Annotated in this window: 24 protein-coding genes; all 24 read left to right on the top strand. The window is 60.0% G+C overall.

What is annotated here, in order from left to right; translation table 11 throughout:
- Positions 1–2: 2 nt before the first annotated feature.
- The 24 genes from BK670_RS16590 to BK670_RS16475 all read left to right on the top strand — a co-directional run bounded on the left by BK670_RS16590 (position 3) and on the right by BK670_RS16475 (position 20,086).
- Positions 3–347: a head decoration protein gene (locus BK670_RS16590; protein WP_123451170.1), complete on the top strand. Its 345-nt coding sequence runs from the start codon at positions 3–5 to the stop codon at positions 345–347.
- Positions 348–409: 62 nt separating this feature from the next.
- Positions 410–1,405, top strand: coding sequence for a major capsid protein (locus tag BK670_RS16585; RefSeq protein WP_123451168.1), 996 nt, complete (start codon positions 410–412; stop codon positions 1,403–1,405).
- A 2-nt stretch (positions 1,406–1,407) separates the two neighbouring features.
- Positions 1,408–1,728: a head-tail joining protein gene (locus BK670_RS16580; RefSeq protein WP_123451166.1), complete on the top strand. Its 321-nt coding sequence runs from the start codon at positions 1,408–1,410 to the stop codon at positions 1,726–1,728.
- Positions 1,725–2,390 carry a hypothetical protein gene (locus tag BK670_RS16575; protein WP_123451164.1) on the top strand — a complete coding sequence of 222 codons (666 nt, stop codon included), beginning with the start codon at positions 1,725–1,727 and terminating at the stop codon, positions 2,388–2,390. The genes BK670_RS16580 and BK670_RS16575 overlap by 4 nt, the downstream gene beginning before the upstream one ends.
- Positions 2,383–2,895, top strand: coding sequence for a hypothetical protein (locus BK670_RS16570; RefSeq protein WP_123451162.1), 513 nt, complete (start codon positions 2,383–2,385; stop codon positions 2,893–2,895). Before BK670_RS16575 ends, BK670_RS16570 begins: the two co-directional genes overlap by 8 nt.
- Positions 2,892–3,455, top strand: coding sequence for a phage baseplate assembly protein V (locus BK670_RS16565; protein WP_123451160.1), 564 nt, complete (start codon positions 2,892–2,894; stop codon positions 3,453–3,455). Before BK670_RS16570 ends, BK670_RS16565 begins: the two co-directional genes overlap by 4 nt.
- 417 nt (positions 3,456–3,872) lie before the next feature.
- Positions 3,873–4,124 carry a hypothetical protein gene (locus BK670_RS16560; RefSeq protein ID WP_123451158.1) on the top strand — a complete coding sequence of 84 codons (252 nt, stop codon included), beginning with the start codon at positions 3,873–3,875 and terminating at the stop codon, positions 4,122–4,124.
- 5 nt (positions 4,125–4,129) lie between these two features.
- The gene (locus BK670_RS16555) at positions 4,130–4,456 is read left to right on the top strand and encodes a GPW/gp25 family protein (protein ID WP_123451156.1); all 327 of its coding nucleotides are present in this window, start codon (positions 4,130–4,132) and stop codon (positions 4,454–4,456) included.
- Positions 4,453–5,340 (top strand): baseplate assembly protein, encoded by an 888-nt coding sequence (locus tag BK670_RS16550; protein WP_123451154.1) that lies wholly within the window; start codon positions 4,453–4,455, stop codon positions 5,338–5,340. Before BK670_RS16555 ends, BK670_RS16550 begins: the two co-directional genes overlap by 4 nt.
- 1 nt (position 5,341) lies before the next feature.
- The gene (locus BK670_RS16545; RefSeq protein ID WP_123451152.1) at positions 5,342–5,950 is read left to right on the top strand and encodes a phage tail protein I; all 609 of its coding nucleotides are present in this window, start codon (positions 5,342–5,344) and stop codon (positions 5,948–5,950) included.
- Entirely contained in the window at positions 5,943–7,826 is a 1,884-nt protein-coding gene (locus BK670_RS16540; RefSeq protein ID WP_123451150.1) for a phage tail protein, read from the top strand. The genes BK670_RS16545 and BK670_RS16540 overlap by 8 nt, the downstream gene beginning before the upstream one ends.
- Positions 7,826–8,362, top strand: a complete 537-nt coding sequence (locus BK670_RS16535; protein ID WP_123451148.1) for a DUF4376 domain-containing protein — start codon at positions 7,826–7,828, stop codon at positions 8,360–8,362. The genes BK670_RS16540 and BK670_RS16535 overlap by 1 nt, the downstream gene beginning before the upstream one ends.
- A 105-nt stretch (positions 8,363–8,467) precedes the next feature.
- Entirely contained in the window at positions 8,468–9,634 is a 1,167-nt protein-coding gene (locus tag BK670_RS16530) for a phage tail sheath subtilisin-like domain-containing protein (RefSeq protein WP_123451147.1), read from the top strand.
- 13 nt (positions 9,635–9,647) lie between these two features.
- Positions 9,648–10,151, top strand: coding sequence for a phage major tail tube protein (locus BK670_RS16525; protein ID WP_123451145.1), 504 nt, complete (start codon positions 9,648–9,650; stop codon positions 10,149–10,151).
- A 14-nt stretch (positions 10,152–10,165) separates the two neighbouring features.
- Positions 10,166–10,765, top strand: a complete 600-nt coding sequence (locus BK670_RS30075) for a phage tail assembly protein (RefSeq protein ID WP_123451142.1) — start codon at positions 10,166–10,168, stop codon at positions 10,763–10,765.
- 151 nt (positions 10,766–10,916) lie between these two features.
- A complete protein-coding gene (locus BK670_RS16515) occupies positions 10,917–13,721 on the top strand; it encodes a phage tail tape measure protein (protein ID WP_123451140.1) in 2,805 nt (934 codons plus the stop codon).
- Between the two features lie 9 nt (positions 13,722–13,730).
- The gene (locus BK670_RS16510) at positions 13,731–14,576 is read left to right on the top strand and encodes a phage tail protein (protein ID WP_123451138.1); all 846 of its coding nucleotides are present in this window, start codon (positions 13,731–13,733) and stop codon (positions 14,574–14,576) included.
- Entirely contained in the window at positions 14,551–14,757 is a 207-nt protein-coding gene (locus BK670_RS16505; protein WP_123451136.1) for a tail protein X, read from the top strand. Before BK670_RS16510 ends, BK670_RS16505 begins: the two co-directional genes overlap by 26 nt.
- A 90-nt stretch (positions 14,758–14,847) precedes the next feature.
- Positions 14,848–15,897, top strand: a complete 1,050-nt coding sequence (locus BK670_RS16500) for a phage late control D family protein (RefSeq protein WP_123451134.1) — start codon at positions 14,848–14,850, stop codon at positions 15,895–15,897.
- Between the two features lie 48 nt (positions 15,898–15,945).
- Positions 15,946–16,509: a glycoside hydrolase family 19 protein gene (locus BK670_RS16495; RefSeq protein ID WP_008087622.1), complete on the top strand. Its 564-nt coding sequence runs from the start codon at positions 15,946–15,948 to the stop codon at positions 16,507–16,509.
- On the top strand, positions 16,491–17,033 hold the full coding sequence (locus BK670_RS16490) for a lysis system spanin subunit (RefSeq protein ID WP_123451132.1): 543 nt from the start codon (positions 16,491–16,493) through the stop codon (positions 17,031–17,033). Before BK670_RS16495 ends, BK670_RS16490 begins: the two co-directional genes overlap by 19 nt.
- 150 nt (positions 17,034–17,183) lie before the next feature.
- Positions 17,184–17,978 (top strand): DNA adenine methylase, encoded by a 795-nt coding sequence (locus BK670_RS16485; RefSeq protein WP_123451130.1) that lies wholly within the window; start codon positions 17,184–17,186, stop codon positions 17,976–17,978.
- A 285-nt stretch (positions 17,979–18,263) separates the two neighbouring features.
- On the top strand, positions 18,264–19,706 hold the full coding sequence (locus BK670_RS16480; protein ID WP_185036789.1) for an ATPase domain-containing protein: 1,443 nt from the start codon (positions 18,264–18,266) through the stop codon (positions 19,704–19,706).
- A gap of 23 nt (positions 19,707–19,729) precedes the next feature.
- Complete coding sequence (locus BK670_RS16475; protein WP_123451126.1) at positions 19,730–20,086, top strand: response regulator; 357 nt, start codon at positions 19,730–19,732, stop codon at positions 20,084–20,086.
- Positions 20,087–20,351 lie beyond the last annotated feature (265 nt).

The following is a 20,351-nucleotide window of genomic DNA, read 5'->3' as shown; positions in this document are numbered from 1 at the left end:
GCATGACCATCAAACGGGAACCGATGCACGCAGGCGAGTTCCTGCTGTCCGAGGGCGCGGGCACCATTTCGCGCGAGGCGATCAATGTCGCGGCCGGCCCCGCGTTGTGGCCGGGGCAAATCCTCGGCCTGGTGACCGCCTCCGGCGAATTCGCACCGTACGAACCAACGGCCGAGGACGGCACTGAAAACGCAGTCGCGATTCTCTATGGCTCGCTTGGCGAATCCGATGTGGTGCGTCGCGGTCGCGCCGTGGTGCGTTTGGCCGAAGTCAGCGAAGCACACCTGACCGGTCTGGATCTGGCCGCCGAGAAAGCACTCGCCACTCATTTCGTGATCGTCCGCTAAGTCCATCCTTCTTTTTTATGCATCCCGCCGCGTGCGGGATTTTTCGTTTCTGGAGAGTACCCATGGCCGATATCGCCATTTTTGATGACGAAGCATTCACTGTCACTTCGCTGACCGCTGCACTCAATGATCAACCCTACCTGCCGGGCCGCATCAGCGCCTTGGGCCTGTTCCGCGAGGAAGGCATTACCACGCTGACCGTGCAGATCGAAAAGGACGGTGACACCCTGGCACTGGTGCCGGCCGGTGAACGCGGTGGTTCGGGTTTGGTGGTTGCTGCCAGCAAGCGCACCCTGATCCCGTTCAACACCGTGCATCTGCCGGAGCGCTTCACCATCAAGGCCGATGAGATTCAGGGCATTCGTGCCTTCGGCACTCGCACTGAGCTGCAGGCGGTGCAGGACGTGGTCAATGCGCGCCTCGCTAAGGCGCGGCGTCAGTTGGACGCCACGCACGAATTCCAGCGTATGGGCGCACTGAATGGCCAGATCCTCGACGCCGATGGCAAGACTGTACTGCTGGATCTTTATGAGCGCTTCGGTGTGCAGCGTCAGAAGCTGTCCATGGGTCTTAAGGATCCTAAGACGGAGCTGCGCGTTAAATGTGTCGAGGCGTTGGATATGCAGGAGGACGCACTCGGTGCCGTGACCAGCACGGGTTCTCGTGCTTTTTGCGGTAAGCATTTCTGGAACGAACTCATCGTCCACCCATCGATCAAGGAAACCTATCTCAATAGCCAACAGGCCGCGTCCTTGCGCGGTGACGCCCGGGAGAGCTTTGAACTCGGAGGCATCGTCTGGGAACGCTACCGTGGCAAGGTTGCCGGTGTGTCTTTCGTCCACGACGATCAGGCGTTGCTGGTTCCTGAAGGTGTACCCGATTTGTACATCTCGGCGTTTGCGCCGGCCGATTACATGGAAACGGTCAACACACAGGGCATTCCCTACTACAGCAAGATCGAGCCGATGCAGTTCGGCAAAGGCATGGCCGGCGAAGCGCAGTCCAACCCGCTGCACATTTGCACCCGGCCTCGCGCTCAGATCACCCTGGAGCTCTGACCATGGGCTTTCGCGATCTGGTCGCCGAGGTGGACGCGGTGGTGTTCGAGACGCTGGGTGATACCGCACGGATCGAGGGTCGCGAAGAGCGAGTGTTCGGCATGTTTGCCGCGCCCTGGCTGCAACCCAAGTTCGGCAAGCTCAACACCGGGCTGCGCGAGCCTCGCTTCGAGATCCGCGTCAGTGATTCGCAAGGTCTGGAACAGGGCATGCTGGTCAGCGTCGAGTTGCCGGCCTTGGATGGCGGCGGCGACTACGACCTGATCCAGCTCGAGCCGAGCGGTGACGGTCTGGTCGCCCTGATTCTGAGGTTGCGTCCATGAGCGTCGGCAGCTATTTCAAACCCTCGGCCGCCGGCGGGATGATTTCCATCCAGTCTTCGGCCCCAGACTTTCAGGCGTTTCAGGACTTCGCGGCGTTGGTCCCCAAGGCAGCGGCAGCGGCGCACCGGCGTGCGATCAATAAGACGTTGGGAAGATTGCGCACGCACATTGCCCGGGCTGTTAGCCGGTCAGAACGCATTGCCGTAGCAGCGGTGCGTCAGCGCTTGCGCAGCTATCCGGTTTCCGGCGGTGCCGCGAGCGGCAAACTGTGGTTCGGTTTGAACGCCATCGAGTCCAGCCGGATCGGCCGGGCGCGGCAAACCGGTAGTGGTGTGTCGGTGGCGGGTCGGCGTTACCAAGGGGCTTTCCTCAAGAAGGTCTACGGCAACAAACCCGACATCTGGATCCGCACAGCCAGCAAGCATTTCAACGGGGACGACTACCCCGACAGCACGGTCTCCCCCGGTCGCGGGGCGAGTTCTGGCTGGGTCGCCGAACACGGCAGTCGTTTCCCGCTGGCCAAGGCCAAGGTGTCGCTGGAGCAAGCCCGGCCCCATTTCGACAGCTGGGTCAAAAAGGCCGATGAGATCCTGTTGGCGATTCTCAAACAAGAACTCAACTTTGAGCTGCAGAAGTACCTCAAGAGGATCGGCAATGTCTGACGAACCGTTCAGCCTGGACCAGCTTTATCGGGCGGTAGAACAGCATCTGCGTACCCACTTGCCGGGCGTGCAGGCTGTCACTGCCTGGCCGAACATCGCGGATCGCGTGGTGCTGCCGGCGGTATTTCTGGAACTGGCCGAGATCGAGCCGGGTACCGATATCGGTACCGGCGAAACCTCGCTGGTCTGCAAGTTCGAGGCGCGCGTCATCGTCGACCCGATCAAGCCGAACCATCACCAACAGGCCGTGCAATTGGTGACTCAATTGGCCGTGCTACTGCGTGCGCAGACGTGGGGGTTGGCTGTCGAACCCGCCGAGTTTGTCCAAGCACTGCAGGACTGGACCCAGCCGCAGCTCGATGGTTATACGGTCTGGCTGGTGGAGTGGAACCAACAGATTTGCCTCGGCACCGAACAATGGCCATGGCCAGATGATCATCCGGGTGAACTCCTGTTGGAAGACTACGCCGTTGAGGTGGTTGTCGATGCGGAGCAAGAACCGTGAGTTACGCAACGGCCCAACATGACCGCATGCTGGCGGGGGTGGTCAAAGCTTGTTATGTGGTGGCGGTGGACCTCGCGGCGTCGCCGCCGGTGTGTCGGGTATCGGATGGTGAATGGACAAGCGCCTGGGTGCGCTGGCACAGCATCGCTGCTGGTAAGGCCCGCCACTGGCGCGCGCCGAGCATGGGCGAGCAGGGCAGCCTGATCAGTGCCAGCGGTGACGTCTCGCAAGGTACTTTTATTCCCGGCCTGTACGGCAATGCCGGCAGCCAACCGGACAACCGCGATCACGTCGAGGTCTGGCGTTTTGATGACGGCGGGTCGTTGGTCTACGACTGGCAGGCCAAGTCTTACACCATCACCCTACCAAGTGGCACGGTCACTATAAAAGTGGCCAGCACGGAAGCAGTTGTAACTGAGAGCGCCGTAAACGTGACCACTGGGAACATCAACCTGAAAGCAGCGGTGATGATCGACGGCTCGTTACACGTCACGCGAAACATTACGAGTGATGCGGCGATCCTCGACACCACGGGTAACACTCCTAATCACAAGCACTGATCTCTACGGCCGTGCGCTTTTAGGGATCAGAAAATCAAGTAGAGGTGGGCTGTTATATGACCAGAAAGATGTCATCTGCCGACTTTGAGCTGTCTTGGAATCTTTGTCCGGACAAGGTATTGCTCATTGGCACTAACCCCTTTACCAAAAAGGGCAATTGCTCCAAGAAAATGGCTCGCTCGATTTTGGTTGATGGAGCCTTTATCACGAAAATATCCACATCCAATTGGTTGACCTCATCTGACGTTCGCCGTTTAAAAGCACTGATCCAAATTCTTTCTCAGCAAATTCTGGTGCGCGTAGGGTTGTCCTCCTAGGCGTTTAAAGAAGTGCGTTGCTGGGGCTTAATTAGAAATCAAGTAAACCCTCTCTCATTGACCCGCCGCGTGCGGGCTTTTTTATACCTGGAGAAAACCCATGGCCAAGATCAATGACCAGTCTGTCGAGGAGCAACTACCGTCGACGATTCGCCAGCCTGTTACCGCCCCACTGCGCGCGCCAGATCTGCTGCTGAAGTTTCGCGACAAAGTCTATACCTCGCGCACGCTGTGCATCCCTGGAACGGATCGCACGCTGGCGGTGGCCAAGCACGAGGTCGAGGTGTCGGCGTCCGATGAGCAGGCTGTCAGCTTCCTGAAGGCGCATCCCGAACTTGAACCGCTGGAGTGACATAGATGATCGGAATGGATCGCCACACCGGCAAACCCATTTCCGGCATCGCTCACTTGCGCCAGTCGATCCCCGACATTCTGGGCACGCCGCTGGGTAGCCGGCGGCACCGGCCGGAATACGGCAGCAAGATACGGCGGTTTATCGACTTGCCCGTTAACAAGGGCTGGATCAGCTCCGTGCAGGCGGAAGTCGCGCGCGCGCTGGGCCGCTGGGAGCCGCGTTTGAAGCTGGATCGGGTCAGCGTCGTTTCGGTGATCGGCGGGCAAATCAATCTGGAAATCGCCGGGCAGTACCTGGGCGATAGCGTCACGTTAGAGGTGACCGTATGAATATCGTGGATCTGTCGGCGTTGCCGGCGCCGACCGTGCTGGAGCCGCTCGACTTCGAGGACACCTATCAAGACACGCTAGGCGTCTTTCGCGGATACATGGGCGACAACTGGACGGCGGTGCTGGAGAGTGATCCGGTGGTCAAGGTGCTGGAGACAGGCGCCTATATCAAGATTGGCAACCGCGCCCGGGTCAACGACGCCGGCAAAGGGTTGCTGCTGGCGTACGCCATTCGCGGCGACCTCGATCACCTCGGGGCCAACGTCAATTTGAAACGCCTGGTTATTCAGGCGGCGGATCTGCAAGCGGTGCCGCCGGTGCCTGAGGTCAAGGAAGAAGACGACCCGTTTCGCGAGCGCATCCAGTTGGCCTATGAAGGCCTGACCACGGCCGGCCCGCGTAACAGCTACATCCTGCACGCACGCAATGCCTCGGGGCTGGTGGCGGATGCGTCGGCCGAAAGCCCGGCGCCTTGTTACGTTACGGTAACGGTGCTGAGTTCTGAGGGTGACGGGCGCGGCGTGGCCAGTCCTGAGTTGCTGGCCACGGTGCGGGTCGAGCTGAACGACGATGACGTGCGCCCGGTTGGTGATCGGGTCACTGTCAAGAGTGCGGAAATCATTGATTACCGCATTGACGCGATTCTGCACATGACCGGCGCCGGCCCCGAAATGGATGCCAGTTTGGCGGAAGCCAAGGCCCGGCTAGCGGCATGGATCAATCCCCGCAAGCGCCTGGGTGTGGAAGTCGCGCGTTCCGCGATCGACGCGCAATTGCACGTTGCCGGCGTTTCCCGGGTGGAGTTGCCCGACTGGGTCGATCTGGCCCCGACGAAAGAGCAGGCGGCGTACTGCTTGGGCTACACCGTGACGATGGCGGGCTGACATGAAGAGTTTTCTGCCGATCAACAGCACGCAACTGGAACGGGCCATGGAGGCCGGTTTTTTCGAGAAGACGATTGTCCCGCTGCGTGACCTGTACAACGCCGATACCTGTCCGGCGCATCTGCTGCCGCATCTGGCGTGGGCGTGGTCGGTCGATCGCTGGGACTACCGATGGCCCGAGGCGACCAAGCGCGCGGCCATTAAGGCCTCGTATTACATCCACAAGCACAAGGGCACGATCGGCGCGCTGCGCCGGGTGGTCGAACCGCTGGGCTATCTGATCGAGATTGTCGAATGGTTCCAGACCGTGCCCGAGGGCGTGCCGGGCACCTTCGCCTTGAAGGTCGGCGTGCTGGATACAGGTATCACCGAGGAAATGTATCAGGAGCTTGAGCGCCTGATTGACGACGCCAAACCCGTCACGCGGCACCTGACCGGGCTGGCGATCAGCCTCGAAACACAAGGCGATTTGAATATTGCCGTGTCCCTCTTTGAGGGCGACGAAATCGACGTTTACCCACCCGTCATGCGTGACATCGAGGTCACCGGCAGCTTCGGCGTGGTCGGTCGCGAACACACCATAGACACCCTGGACGTTTATTATGATTGATGCGAATTCGCAGTTTTTCGCGATCCTCACGAATGTGGGGATGGCCAAGCAGGCGAACGCCGACGCGCTCGGCATTCCCTGGCTGATCACCCAAATGGGCGTTGGCGATGCCAACCCGACCGGCTTGGAAATCCCGCCCAATCCTGTGCCGTCGGCCGGTCAAACCAAACTGATCAACGAGTGGCGCCGCAGGCCGCTGAACCAACTGAAGATCGATCCGGTCAACCCGGCGGTGATCATCGCCGAGCAGGTTATCCCGGCCGACGAGGGCGGTAAGTGGATCCGCGAAATCGGCCTGTACGATGCGGACGGCGATCTGGTGGCGGTGGCCAACTGCGCGCCGAGCTTCAAGCCGCTGCTGTCGCAAGGCTCGGGCCGCACGCAAATCGTGCGCATGAACTTCATTGTCACCAGCACCGGCAACATCACACTCAAGATCGATCCGGCGATTGTCCTGGCCTCGCGCGTCTACGTCGACGCGGCCATTCTGGAAGTGCTGCCGAAGAACAAGACGCCCGGCGAATACACACGGGTCAAGGTCAACGATCGCGGGATTGTGGTCTCGGGCGACAACCCCGACACGCTGGCGAAAATGGGGATCAAGGACAGCTACACCAAGGCCGAGATCGAGGCGATGATTGCCCAGGCCTCGGCGTTGCCCGTGGGCGCAATGGTCGCGTTTCCGGTGGACAAGGTCGCGCCCGGCTTCCTGGAGCTGGACGGCAGTGTCAAGAGCGCTGCGCTCTATCCCGATCTTGCGATGTTTCTCGGCACGGTGTTCAACAAGGGTGACGAGGGCGCCGGTAATTTCCGCTTGCCGGAATCGCGCGGTGAGTTCCTGCGGGGTTGGGATCATGGGCGCGGTGTCGATGTGGGCCGTGTTCTCGGTACGCTTCAAGAGGACATGTTGAAGGCGCATAACCATCGTTATTTCGATGACGTTGCGGCAACCATGGATCCTGCTGGCGGGACACTTTCCGCGAAAGTGAACGGCAACCAACAAACAATTTCGACCGGCGCGTTTGTGGCTGCTGGCGCCAACAGTGGCGACGCATGGCAGATGGTCAACGCCATGAACACGGTAAACAGTGGTGGCGTTGAGACGCGCGGGCGAAATCTTGCGGTCATCTGGTGCCTCAAGGCCTGGAACGCGCCGATCAATCAGGGCGTTATCAACATTGCGGCGCTAGAACAGCGGGTCGATAACAACGAATTCGGACGCCTGCTGAACATTCAGAAGTTTACGGCCGGCGGCACCTACATTCCGACGCCGGGGATGAAGAAGGTACGGATTCGTATTGTGGGGGGCGGGGGTGGATCTGGCGGTGCGTCGGCTACCACCTCTACCCAGACTTCTGCGTCTGGTGGCGGTGGAGCTGGAAGCTATGCGGAAGCGCTGCTGACGGCGGCAGACATTGGTGCGAGCCAGTCGGTGATTATTGGCGCGGGAGGTATCGCGGGCACCGGGTCGGGAACCAGTGGAGCCAGTGGTGGTGCAGGGGGGGCGACTTCGGTGGGGGCCTTGATGTCTGCGCCGGGTGGTTTGGGGTCAGGCTTTGGCGCCGGGATCTCAGGGACAGGTTTTGGATTGATGTCAAACGGTTATCCGGGAGCGCCTGCCTCTGGAGGAAATATTGTCAGCATGGCAGGCGGCCCGGGTGCGCCCGCCATTGTCGTGAATTATTCGACGCTGGCGGGTCACGGTGGTAGCTGCCCACTGGGTTCGGGTGGATATGGAGCCGGCTCTAGCGCGCCGATTTCTCCCGGTGTGGGATATGGGGGCGGGGCTGGTGGCGTGGCTGTCGGCCCATCTTTACCAGCTCGCAACGGCGCGCCGGGAGCTGGTGGCGTGGCAATTTTCGAGGAATATGCCTGATGAAAAAGTATGCCCTTCTTTACATGGGGAAGGCCGTTCAGCTGTTTGAAACCGACAGCGACATAAAAACGATGTTTCACCCGGACATGATTTGGATCGAGTGCCCTGGTGAGGTCGAGGAAGGCTGGTTCTATGACGGCAAGCAGTTTGCGCCAGAGGGTGTTCCGGTTGTCTCGCTGGATGAACTCAAGGCTGCTGTAGCGTCTGAGCGCTTCGCGCGTGAGGGCGTTGGCATTGTCGTCGACGGCCTGCAAATCGAAACGACCCGCGACAGCCAGGCGCTGATTGCCAGTACCGGATTGTCGGCCGTCCTCGATCCTGAATACCGCTGCAACTTCAAAACGGTCGGCGGCTTTGTCGAGATTGGCGCGGCGCAGATCATCGCCATCGCCAAGGCGGTGCGGGCGCACGTCCAAGCCTGTTTTGACCGTGAGCTGACGCTGTTGCGCGCGATCGAGGCGGGCGACTTTCACGACGACTTGCTGTCGCAAGGCTGGCCGGATTCCCTGCCGCCAGATCCTGCCGAGCTGCAATAAACGCCCCGCACTGACGGGGCGTTTTCTTTTCCGTTACGCGTAACACGAACACCCCACAACAGCCTCGCGGATGCGGGGCTTTTTCGTTTCTGGAGATTGGACTTTATGAGTTTCTTTCACGGCGTTACGACCACCGAAATCAAGACGGGCGCGCGCACCATTTCGCTGCCGTCGTCTTCGATCATCGGTCTTTGCGAAACCTTCACCCCGGGCCTTCTCGGCGGCGGTACGGCCAAGGCCGGCGAACTGAAGTTGATCACCACCGAGCGCGAGGCGATCGCCGCCTTTGGTGCTGACTCGGCTATCACCAAGGCCTGTCAGGCGATCTACGTCAAAGCCAAGGCGGTGATCGTCGCCATCGGCGTGCCCAAGCTTGAAGACGCTGCACTGCAAACCTCGGCGATCATCGGCGGCGTTCTGGTCTCGGGCAAGCGTACCGGCCTGCAAGCGCTGATCGACGGCAAAAGCCTGTACAACGCACAGCCTCGGTTGTTGATTGCGCCGGGTCATACCAGGACTCAAGCGGTGGCCACGGCGATCGACAGCGTGGCGCAGAAGCTGCGCGCGATCGCCATCATCGACGGCCCTGGCACCACCGATGAGGCCGCCATGGCCTACGCCGAGAACTTCGGCAGCCGCAACCTGTACATGGTCGACCCGGGCGTGCAGTTCTGGGACACCGTCACCAGCGCGACGATCGACGCGCCCGGCTCGGCTTGGGCGGCGGGCCTGTTTGCGTGGACGGATGCTGAGTACGGATTCTGGGCCTCGCCGTCGAACAAAGAGTTCGCCGGCATCACCGGCACCGGCCGCGCGGTCGAGTACCTGGACGGCGACGAGACGTGCCGGGCCAACCTGCTCAATAACGCCAATATCGCCACGATCATCCGTGACGACGGTTATCGCTTGTGGGGTAACCGCACGCTGTCGAGCGATCCGAAATGGGCGTTCGTCACCCGCGTGCGCACGCTGTTCATCCTGATGGATGCGGTACAGGCCGGGCACAAGTGGGCGGTCGATCGCTCGATCACCAAGACCTACGTCAGCGACGTGACCAACGGCCTCAACGCATTTATGGCCGACCTGAAAGCCCGGGGCGCGATCATCAACTTTGAAGTGTTCCCGGACACCGAGCTGAACACGGCCAGCCAGATCGCCCAGGGCAAGGTGTATTGGCGCATTCGCTTCACCGACGTGCCGCCGGCAGAAAACCCGAATTTCCTTTTCGAGGTCACCGATCAATGGATGACCGAAGTGCTTGAAGCAGCCTAAGGGGGCCTAGCAAATGATTCCTCAGACTTTGTTTAACACCAACCTGTTTGTCGACGGCGTGAACTTTTCCGGCGACGTGCCGAGCATGACGCTGCCCAAGCTGACCACCAAGACCGACGAGTATCGCGGCGGCGGCATGGCCGGTCCGGTCGAGATGGATCAGGGTCTTGAAAAGATGGAGGCGAGTTTCGTCACCAAGGGCGTGCGCCGTGAGTCGCTGAAGTATTTCGGTCTCGCCGATGGTACGGCCTTCAATGCGACGTTCCGGGGCGCCTTCAAAGGCTTGAAGGGTGCGACCACAGCCGCCGTCGCCACCTTGCGCGGCCGCCTCAAAGAGGTCGACCTGGGCGACTGGAAGGCCGGTGATGCGGCCGAGATCAAGCACGCCGTCGCGGTCACCTATTACAAGCTCGAAATCGACGGTCGCTTGATGTACGAAATCGACATGGTTGCCGGCATTCAAGTCGTCGACGGTAAAGACCAACTGGCGGAAGTACGCGCCGCGCTCGGCCTCTAAGGGACTGGAACAACATGACTCAAGCAACTAATAAACCACTGCCGGCCTGGCTGTCGATCACCGCTGACGGCGCTGTGGTGACGCTCACGCGTCCGAGCGAGGCCAACGGCGTCAACGTCGAAACGCTGACCATGCACGCGCCCTCGGTGCGCGCGGTACGTGCTGCTGATCACGCGTCGAACGGTAACGACGAGCAGCGCGAGCTGATGCTGTTCGCCGGCCTGACCGAGGTCGGACTCAAGGATCTGGAAGGGCTCAAGCTGACGGACTATCGCCGTGTGCAAACGGCTTATTCGACTCTGGCACCTGATACCGATTACTCCACGTCGAAACCGGCTTGGCTGTCGGTCACCACCGATCAGGCGCTGGTGACGTTTTCCAGCCCGAGCAAGATCAACGACGTGCTGGTCGACAAGCTCGCCTTGCGTTCGCCGACCGTGCGTGATGTGCGCGAAGCCAACCGCGAGGCCGGCGGTGACGCCGAGCAGCGCGAGCTGGTGCTGTTCTCCGCGTTGTCCGGTGCGCCGGTGGCGGATCTGGAGAATCTCAAGCTGGTGGACTTCAGCCGCTTGCAGGCCGGCTATTTTCGCATGGACAACGACGACGGGCTTTAACCCCAACGTGATCAAAGGGGCGGCAAAACGTCTGGCGGCGGAGACTGGATTCTCTGCTGCCGAAATCCAGGCAATGCCCTTTGCGGAAATGGTGTGGTGGCTCACGGACTGAGCCGCTTTCCGGTAAGGCTGGGCACATGGGGGCCATGACATGGCGAACAAACTTGCCCTCGGGCTGGTCATTGGCGGGGCTGTCAGTGCGACGGTCGGCGCCGCATTCAAGGACGTCACCGGGCGCATCAAGCGCCTTGAGGAAGAAGGCAAGAAAGCGCGCATTTTGCAGCGTGCGATCGGCGACACCATTCGCCTGCGCGATGAGTGGAAAAAGGCGCATGACAGCGGTGCGGCCGGCGCGTCGAAACTGCTGGGCCGGTTGAATTCCAATCTAGACAGCCTGAAAAAACAGGGGGTCGAGGTCGGCAGACTGGAGAAGGCCTATCAGTCGATGGGCCGGGCGGCGAACAAGGCCGAGCAGAAAGCCCGGGGACATCAGCAGCTTGATGCCGGCGTTAAAGGCATGAAGGGAACCGCTGGTGCGGCAGTGGTGGGGATCGGCGCCTTGGCGGTGCCAACGAAGGTCAGCGCTGATTTTGGCGCGATCGTGCGGGACATCGCGATCAAGGCCGGCATTGCCAACAAGCCGCAAGAGCAGGAGATGTCGCGCAAGATCATCGACACCTCGCGCGATACCGGCATGGCGCGCAACGACGTGGCCGACGTGGTCAACCAGTTGGTCGGCGCCGGCATGGATCTGAGCAAGGCGCTGGAGTACGCGCCGGTCGCGGCCAAGTTCGTAGTCGGGCAAGGTTCCAGCGGCGTCGACACGGCGAAAATGATCAATGCCCTGGGGCAGAACGCCAAGATCACCGACCCCAAACAGATGCAGCAGGCCCTTGAAGCGATCGCCTATCAAGGGCAGGCGGGCAGCTTTGAAGCGGCCGACATGGCCAAGTGGTTCCCCGAACTGCTAGCCAACATGGCCAGCAACGGCATCACCGGTATGGACGCGGTGACGCAACTGGGTGCCATGCTGCAGGTGCAGATGAAACAGGCGGGCAGCTCGGACGAGGCAGCCAACAACCTGAAAAACTGGATGGGCAAAATCGGCTCAACCGACACCGTGAAGGCGTACGAGAAGGCCGGCATCGACTACAAAGGCTCGATGCAGACCGGTTTGCAAAACGGCATGTCGACGCTCGAAACCAGCATGGCGTTGGCTCAGAAGTACATTCAGGCCACGGATCCGAAGCGTGCGGCGGCGATGGCTGAAGCGACGTCGAAGATCAGCAAGGAGGCCGACCCGGACAAGGCCAAGGCCATGATGGCCTCGCTGGAAGAGTCGTTGAAAACCGGTGACCTGTTCGCTGACATGCAGGTTAAGGCCGCGCTGTCGGCCTACATGCAGAACAAAGCGCTGTATGCGCAGCTCAAGAACGATTCGCGCGATGCGGCCGGGATCCTCGACAAGAACCTTGCCGAGCGGCGTCAATCGTCGTCGCAGAAGTGGGCCGAGGTGGCGCAGTCGATGGACGACGCCATGCGCAGCGTGGGGGACGCGTTACGGCCGGTCACGGATCTGGTGGCCGATTCGCTGACCAAGGTCACCAAGGGCATCACGTCGCTGTCTGACAGCGCGCCCGGGGTGGTGACGGGTGTCGTCGCCGTCGGCGGTGGCCTGATCGCGCTCAAAGGCTTGTTCAGTTCGTTCAAGATCGGCAAAGGCCTGTTCAATCTGGCGCGCGGATCCTTGGGCGGCGGCAAGTCCGGCGAAGTGCAAAAGGTCTTTGTGACCAACGCCAAGGACGGGGATGGCGGCGACGACAAGGAGGCCGAACCCAAAGGCAAGGCCGGTAAGGCGCTGTCGCTGGTAGAAACCGGCCTCAAGGCTGTGGCCGCGTACAAGGGCGTGCCCGTCGACGGCGAAGGCGACGACGAGGGCGGCGAGGGTGAAGACAAGAAGGCCGGCAAGTTCGACTTGATCAGCACCGGCCTCAAAGTGGTTTCAATTGCCAAGGAAGCGGCCTCAGGTGGCAACGACGATGGCGACGGCGGCGAGTCAGGCGGTGGCGGCGACGAGGTCAAAAAGGTGTTTGTCGTCAACGGCAGTGCCATGGGCGGCGCCGGCGGTGCGGGTGGTGCGGACGGGCCGGGTGAATCGCGTCGACGTTCGCGAGGATCGAGACGCTCCCGCCGTCGTGCCGGTGGCTCGCGTCCGCCCGTGCCCCGTCCGCCGGTGCCTGTGCCACGGCCGCCGATTCCGCCAGTACCGCCGGTACCCGGGGCGGCGGCGTCCAAGCTGGGCACTGTCATGAAGGTGGCCGGCAAGGTCGGCAAGGTCGGCAAGTTCATTCCCGGCGGTTCGCTGATGGAAGCCAGTTCCATGGCTTACGACACCTTTGAGAACGCCAAGACCAAGGATGAAAAGGCCGAGGGTTACGGCGCGGCGGCCGGCAATATGGCGGGCACCATGGCCGGCATGGCCGCAGGGGCGGCCATCGGTTCGGTGGTGCCGGTCATCGGCACAGCGATCGGCGGCTTGATCGGGGCTTACCTCGGTAGCCAGGGCGGCGCCGCGCTGGGCGGTTCCCTGGGCAAAGCGCTGTTCGGTGGCGAGGAAGAAAAGCCCGAGGAAAAAAACCCGGTGCCGACGACCCCGCTGATGATGGCGCAGGTTCCGCCGCAAGGCCCGGTGCTGGGTGATGCCGCCCGCTCGATGGCGGTCAACGAGCCACTGAAGTCGGCGGCGTTGGCGATACAGGCCAAGGAGCCAGAAAAGCCGGTGCCGGCGAAAGTCGATCAGCAGTTTCAATACTCGCTGAACATGCCGGTCACGGTGCAGGGTGATGTCAAAGACCCGCAGCAAATGGCTCGGGATCTGATGCCGCACATGCAGCTAATGATGGCCGACGCGGCTAAACAGAACGCCGCCAAGCTGTACGACGAACCGCATATCTAAGGGGCATTCATGGCTTACATGGAGCAGATGCAATCAAGCCTCAAGTATTTGACCGAGGCGGCCGAGACGGGCCGGCGCAGCGCCGAAGGGATGTTGACGCCGGTCAACGGCGCAATCAGCGAACTGACCGGCGCGGCGTCCGAGCTGGAAAACATTCCGTTCGTGGGGCCGGCGATCGGCGCCAAGCTTCAGCGGGTGATGCGCAGTGTGGATGCCGCGCAAGCCAAGGTCGGTCAGGTGGTGGCGGTGTACGGTCGAGCGACCCGCGCCGCCGCCGAGGTGCAGGAGCGCCTCGGCACACTGAAGGAGCAGGCGGGCAAGGCGGCGACGGCGATCAACAACGTCGCCGGCAAGGTCAGCCCGGCGCTGGCCAACATCGTGCCGACCAGCGCCTTTGCCGTGGACGCCACGCCGGCGCCGGAAGCGGTGAAGCCGTTCCCGCACCTGATGATCATCCAGCCGCGCGACCCGAAACTACAGCCGTACTATTTCAACCTGGACACGGCCGCATTCGACGAGCTGAGCCGCTCGACAGAATTCCGCTGGGCCTCGCAGGAGCGTTTGACGCGCCGGCCGGCCAAGCAGGCTATCGGTATGGGCGATGAAAAAATGACGCTCAAGGGCACGATCTACCCGGGCTTCAAGGGTGGGCTTAAGCAGCTCGACACCTTGCGCTCGATCGGCGCCAGGCTACAGCCGCTGACCCTGACCACGGGTTATGGCGAGGTGATCGGGACATGGTGCCTGAAGAGCATCAACGAAGAACAAAGCGTGCTGCTGCACGGCGGCATTCCCCGTAAACAGGGCTTCACTCTGGAATTTGAGCGCTATGGCGATGACATGCAGGACATCTGACGGCGACATGCTCGATGTCATTTGCCACAACTACTACGGCCACCTCAACGGCAGCACCGAGGCCGTGCTTGATGCCAATCAGGGGTTGGCCGATGAGCCACAACCCTACCGGGTCGGGGTGCTGATCACGTTGCCGGATCTGCACGCCCCGACTCAAGAAAGCATCTCGCTGTGGGATTAATGAGCTACATTTATGGTGTAGCACTTGCGACACCTGCAGCTACACCCCTTCAAGACCCGCCTCGTGCGGGTTTTTTTTTGGAAAAAAACAATGACCCCGATGTTTCGAATCGTCGCCGATGGGGCCGACGTGACGGCCAAGATCAACGATCGGCTTTTGTTGCTGCGAACCTCGGACAAACCCGGGATGGAGTCCGACGAGTTTGAGCTGCGCATCGACGACCGCGACGGTCAGGTGCAACTGCCAAGACGCGGTAGCTCGATCGAGGTCTATCTGGGCTATACGGAAACAGGCTTGGCGCGCATGGGCCGCTACACGGTGGACACGGTCGAGGTGTCCGGGCCGCCTGATTCCATTGTGATCAAGGGCAAGGCCAGCGACATGCGCGGCAGCGGCAAGACCATCCGCAGCGGAAGCTGGGAGGACGTGCCGCTGTCGACGATCGTTGCCGACATTGCCGCGCGTAATGGCTGGCAACCGGTGTGCCCGGTGTCGACCAAGGTGCCCCGCGTCGACCAGCTCAACGAGTCCGATTTTAATTTCATCACCCGGCTGGCCAAACAGTACGACTGCACGGCCAAGGTGGCCGATGGCAAGTTGCTGGTAATGCCGCGCCAAGCCGGGCAGACCGCAAGCGGCAAGGCCTTCGGCGCGATCACCCTGACAAAAAGCGACCTCAGCCGCTGGCAGTTCAGTCTCGGCGATCGCAACTCACATAAGTCGGTTTCGGCCAAGCATCAGGACAAGAAGACCGGCAAGCTTGCTGTCGTCAACGTCGATAACGACGACTCGCCGGATGGCCTGCCGGCGGTGCATACCGATCGGCATATCTACCCGAACGAGAGCGCGGCGAAGGCGGCCGCTAAAGCCCGACTGGCGGCTTTCAACCGGTCGACCGCTGACGTGCGTTTCGAGATGCCCGGGCGAACGGACATCTTCGCCGAGCGGCCCATCATCGCCCTGGGCTTCAAGGTCGGACTCGATGGCGAGTACCTCGCCGATTCGGTGGAACAGGTCTTCACCCAATCCGGCTGGTCCACCACTGTCGAATGCAATGCCGGCAAGGAAGGTAAGAGTAAGGGCAAGAAAAAGAAGGGCGCCAAGCCGCCGCTGAAGGTGGTGAACGTCGAGAAGCAGTAACCCAACCTGTCGCCGCCATCGAGCGGCTTTTTTGTGTCTGGAGTGTTTATGTCGATCACGGAGCAACAGCTACAAACCATCATGCCGAACGCCCGCCGCCAAGCGGGCGTTTTTGTATCTGCCCTAAACGCAGCCATGGCGCATCGGCAGATCAACACGCCGAAACGCCAAGCCGCGTTTCTGGCGCAAGTCGGTCACGAGTCGGGCCAATTGCAGTACGTCCGCGAGCTAGGCGGCAACCAGTACCTGAGCAAATACGACACCGGCAACCTGGCTGCAAAACTGGGCAACACGCCGGCAGCAGATGGTGATGGCCAGCGCTATCGCGGTCGCGGTCTGATCCAGGTCACCGGCCACGACAATTATCTACGCTGCAGCCTGGCGTTGTTCGGCGACGAGCGATTGCTGCGCACGCCTGAGTTGCTTGAGCTGCCGCAATGGGCCGCCGAGTCTGCCGCGTGGTTCTGGGCGGTGAACGGGCTGAACGCGCTGGCAGATCAAAACGAATTCAACACGATCACCCGCAGGATCAATGGCGGTCTCAACGGCCTGCAGGATCGGCTGGAGTTGTGGGGGCGGGCGAGGGCGGTGCTATGCGTTTCGGCGAACTGATCCCGGCGCCGTACCGGCTACTGGCAAAAGGCGTGCTGCTGGTCGTCTTGGTCGGTGGTTCCGCGGCCATTACTTGGCAAGTCCAGGATTGGCGCTATGGCAAACAGCTCGCAGAGCAGGCCCGACTCCACACCGAAACCCTCAACCAACTGAATCAGGTCTCGGCCGCTCAGCAGCGTGCCGAACAGGACAAACGCCTCGCGCTCGAGCAGCGCCTGGCTACCAGCGAACAAACCCATTACCGAGCCTTGAGTGATGCCCAACGTGATCAAGGTCGCCTGCGCGACCGCCTTGCCACTGCTGATCTGCGCCTGTCAGTCCTACTCGATGCCACCACCGGCGCCGGCAACGGATCGTTGTCAGCCACCACCGCCACCGGCGGCGTGGTTCATGACTCCACAAGAGCCGAACTTGACCCAGCGCATGCTCAACGAATTATCGGCGTCACCGATGACGGCGACCGGGGCCTGATTGCCCTCGCGGCCTGTCAGGCATACGCCAAAGAAGTCTCAACACCGAAGTGAAAAAGAGCGGCTGGTCCGGATGCGTCAACATCCGGACCAGCCACCGTCCCTGCAGATGGTCCCTGCAAGTCCAGCCAAGGCTCTTGCTCCGTGCACAAAGCGCGGCGAGCCTAGCACCTGTTTATCCATACAGTAAAGGTCTTGCTATTTATGTCTACACCCATCATCCCTTGGATGGGCGGCAAACGCCGTCTGGCCGACCGCCTCATTCCGCTTTTTCCGCCTCACGAATGCTATGTCGAAGTTTTTGCCGGCGGTGCCGCGCTCTACTTCATGAAGCCCCAACCATCGCCGGTCGAAGTCCTGAACGACATCAACGGCGACCTGGTAACGCTTTACCGCGTCGTGCAGAACCACCTCGAAGAGTTCGTGCGCCAGTTTAAATGGGCGCTCAGTTCGCGGCAGGTGTTCGAATGGCAGAAGATGACCCGCCCCGAAACTCTCACCGACATCCAGCGCGCCGCCCGATTTTTCTACCTGCAGCATCACGCCTTCGCCGGTAAGGTCTCGGGTCAGACGTTCGGCACGGCGACCACTGCCCCGGCCATCAATCTACTGCGCATCGAGGAAAATCTCTCGGCTGCTTGGCAGCGCCTGTCCGGCACCTACGTCGAAAATCTCCCCTGGCTTGAATGCGCGGAACGCTACGACCGTGCCCACACCTTCCACTACATGGATCCACCTTACTGGCAGACCGCCGGCTACGGCGTGGACTTTCCGTTCGAGAACTACGAACGGATGGCCGATTTCATGCGCCGATGCAAAGGCAAAGTGATGGTCAGCATCAATGATCATCCGGATATCCGGCGCGTATTCGCAGGCTTTTATTTCGAGACACTGGACATTCGCTACAGCAACACCAATCAACGCCAGACCAAAGCTGAGGTCAGCGGCGAACTGGTGATCATGAATTGGGAGCCGGAATCATTGGGAGGGCTGTTCTAAAATATATCGAGCACCATCTCATCGTCCGTGAGTCAAAGCTTCACTACGCAACTGGATCAATTGTGGACGGTCAACTGTAAATGAATCACGGTCAGCCCTCGGTCAGTCGATGCCTCGGTGTTCGGCACTTACCGGGCAAATGCATTCGCTTGTGAGCATCTCTTCCGAAATCAAGAGTGCGATATCGTTCAAGCTTTCCACTTAATCTGAATGGCTCCAAAGCGGAATTGGCGGTAGCATCCCATTGAGTTGGTATAAATAGATTGTCTTTCGGATCAGGGTCGCATTGTGGAAAAGCTAAAACGCCTTCAAAGCGGAATAGAAGGGCTCGATGCTCTGCTCAAGGGCGGGCTTGTCGAGGGAGCTTCATACATAATCCAAGGACGTCCGGGGTCTGGAAAAACGATCCTTGCCAACCAGCTTGGATTTCATCATGCGAAAAGCGGGGGGCGGGTTCTGGTCGCCACACTGCTGGCTGAATCGCATGATCGCCTTTTTCAATTCCTTTCAACCCTGAGCTTTTTCGATGCTGCCAAAGTAGGGGCTGAAATCCAGTTTGTCAGCGCGTTTGATACTCTGGAAAACGAAGGTTTAGGCGAGGTGGTGAAACTGCTTCGACGCGAAATAAGCCGGCAAAAAGCCACAGTTATGGTGGTGGACGGTCTACTCAATGCCCGCTCAAAAGCTGATTCGCACATCGATACCAAGAAATTCATTTCAGAGCTGCAAGGTCATGCAGCGTTCGCTGGTTGTACGGTGCTGTTTCTCACTAGCTCGCGCCTCGACGACGGCAGTCCCGAGCACACCATGGTTGATGGCGTCATTGAGATGGGCGAAGAGCTTTACGGCACCCGCTCAGTGCGTCGAATTCAGCTTCGTAAAACTCGCGGCAGCTCAGCAATGACCGGTCTTCACGAGTGTGAAATTACCGAAAATGGCTTGGTGGTTTACCCGCGACTCGAAAGTCTCTACAGCCACCCGTCCTCTCCCGACAGCGCTGACATGACGCGCATCGACAGTGGCATTGAATCATTGGACGATATATTAGGCGGAGGCCTGCACAGTTCCAGTGTTTCTTTGGTGATAGGCCCTTCCGGGATTGGTAAAACGACCTTGGGCTTGAAATTCCTAGCTGAGTCTACGGTGGAGGCACCGGGTCTACATTTTGGGTTCTATGAAAGTCCGCAACGGCTACGCCTAAAAGGCCTCTCATTGGGCATTGACATTAAAGGGATGGAGGAAAGTGGAGCTTTGAGTATCGCGTGGCAGCCCACTACAGAGGGCCTTCTCGATGCACTTGGGGCACGATTGCTGTGTCTTGTTGAAGAAAAAGGCATCAAACGGCTGTTCATCGATAGCCTGAGCGGCATGACTCGTGTCACGACAAATCCGGCGCGGATTACTGACTTCTTCAGTGCTCTGATGAACGAGCTCCGATCCAGGGGGGTTACGGTATTTGCTTCTTGGGAAATGCGCGATCTATTTGGCTCCGAGGTCAGCGCACCAAACTCTGATCTATCCAGCATCGTCGACAACCTGATGCTGATGCGATTCTCAGAGAATCATTCTGAACTAAGCAGGACGCTCTCCATTCTTAAAGTACGAGACAGCTCCTACGATCCTTCCCGATTTGAGGTCGTGATCCGTGATCAAGACGTTTTCCTGAAAAAGGCTTCAAGACATGAACCTTCAGTCCCTACTGAGATATCGCCCGGTTCAAAATCTTAAGTCTTTGTGCGGGTTGAATTAACATGACCACTATCCTGGTCGTCGACGACGAGTATTTGATCGCTGACATCCTCAGCTTTGCGTTGGAGGATGAGGGGTTCATGGTGGTGACGGCCAGCAATGGCCAGAAAGGGCTTGAAGTGCTGGATCGGGAGCGTCCAGCTTTGATCATTACTGACTTTATGATGCCGGTCATGGACGGCTTAGAATTCGCCACCGCCGTCCGAGCCCTTCCATCAGCAAAGCATTTGCCGATCATCTTGATGAGCGGTGCTCAGGCGCATATCGGTATGCAGCGATCGGATTTATTTGATGTAGTGGTGGCGAAGCCATTCAACATTGACTTGATCATTGCCGAAGTTAAAAAGCTCTTGGTTTAAGACCAGCGCTGAACTCAGCTGGTTACTAGTATCAGTTACCATGGTTAAGCCCCCCCCGATTGCAATTGGCGACGCCAGCCCTGGTGACGAGGTTGCCCGGTGCCTTCTCCGGTCGAGGGCTGCAACCGCCGAATCTTTTTTGAATGGATACTCAGGGAGATAACATCTTACGAAGCGGGTGATCGGTTGAAGTGAATTTGCCACCGCTGTCACCAGTTCGTCCATCGACAACGGCGTTTCCAAATACGTTGTAGATGGCGGCACA

This window comes from Pseudomonas fluorescens, from assembly GCF_003732425.1.
Classification (GTDB): Bacteria; Pseudomonadota; Gammaproteobacteria; order Pseudomonadales; family Pseudomonadaceae; genus Aquipseudomonas; species Aquipseudomonas fluorescens_BE.
This window is presented reverse-complemented; position numbering and strand designations above follow the sequence as displayed.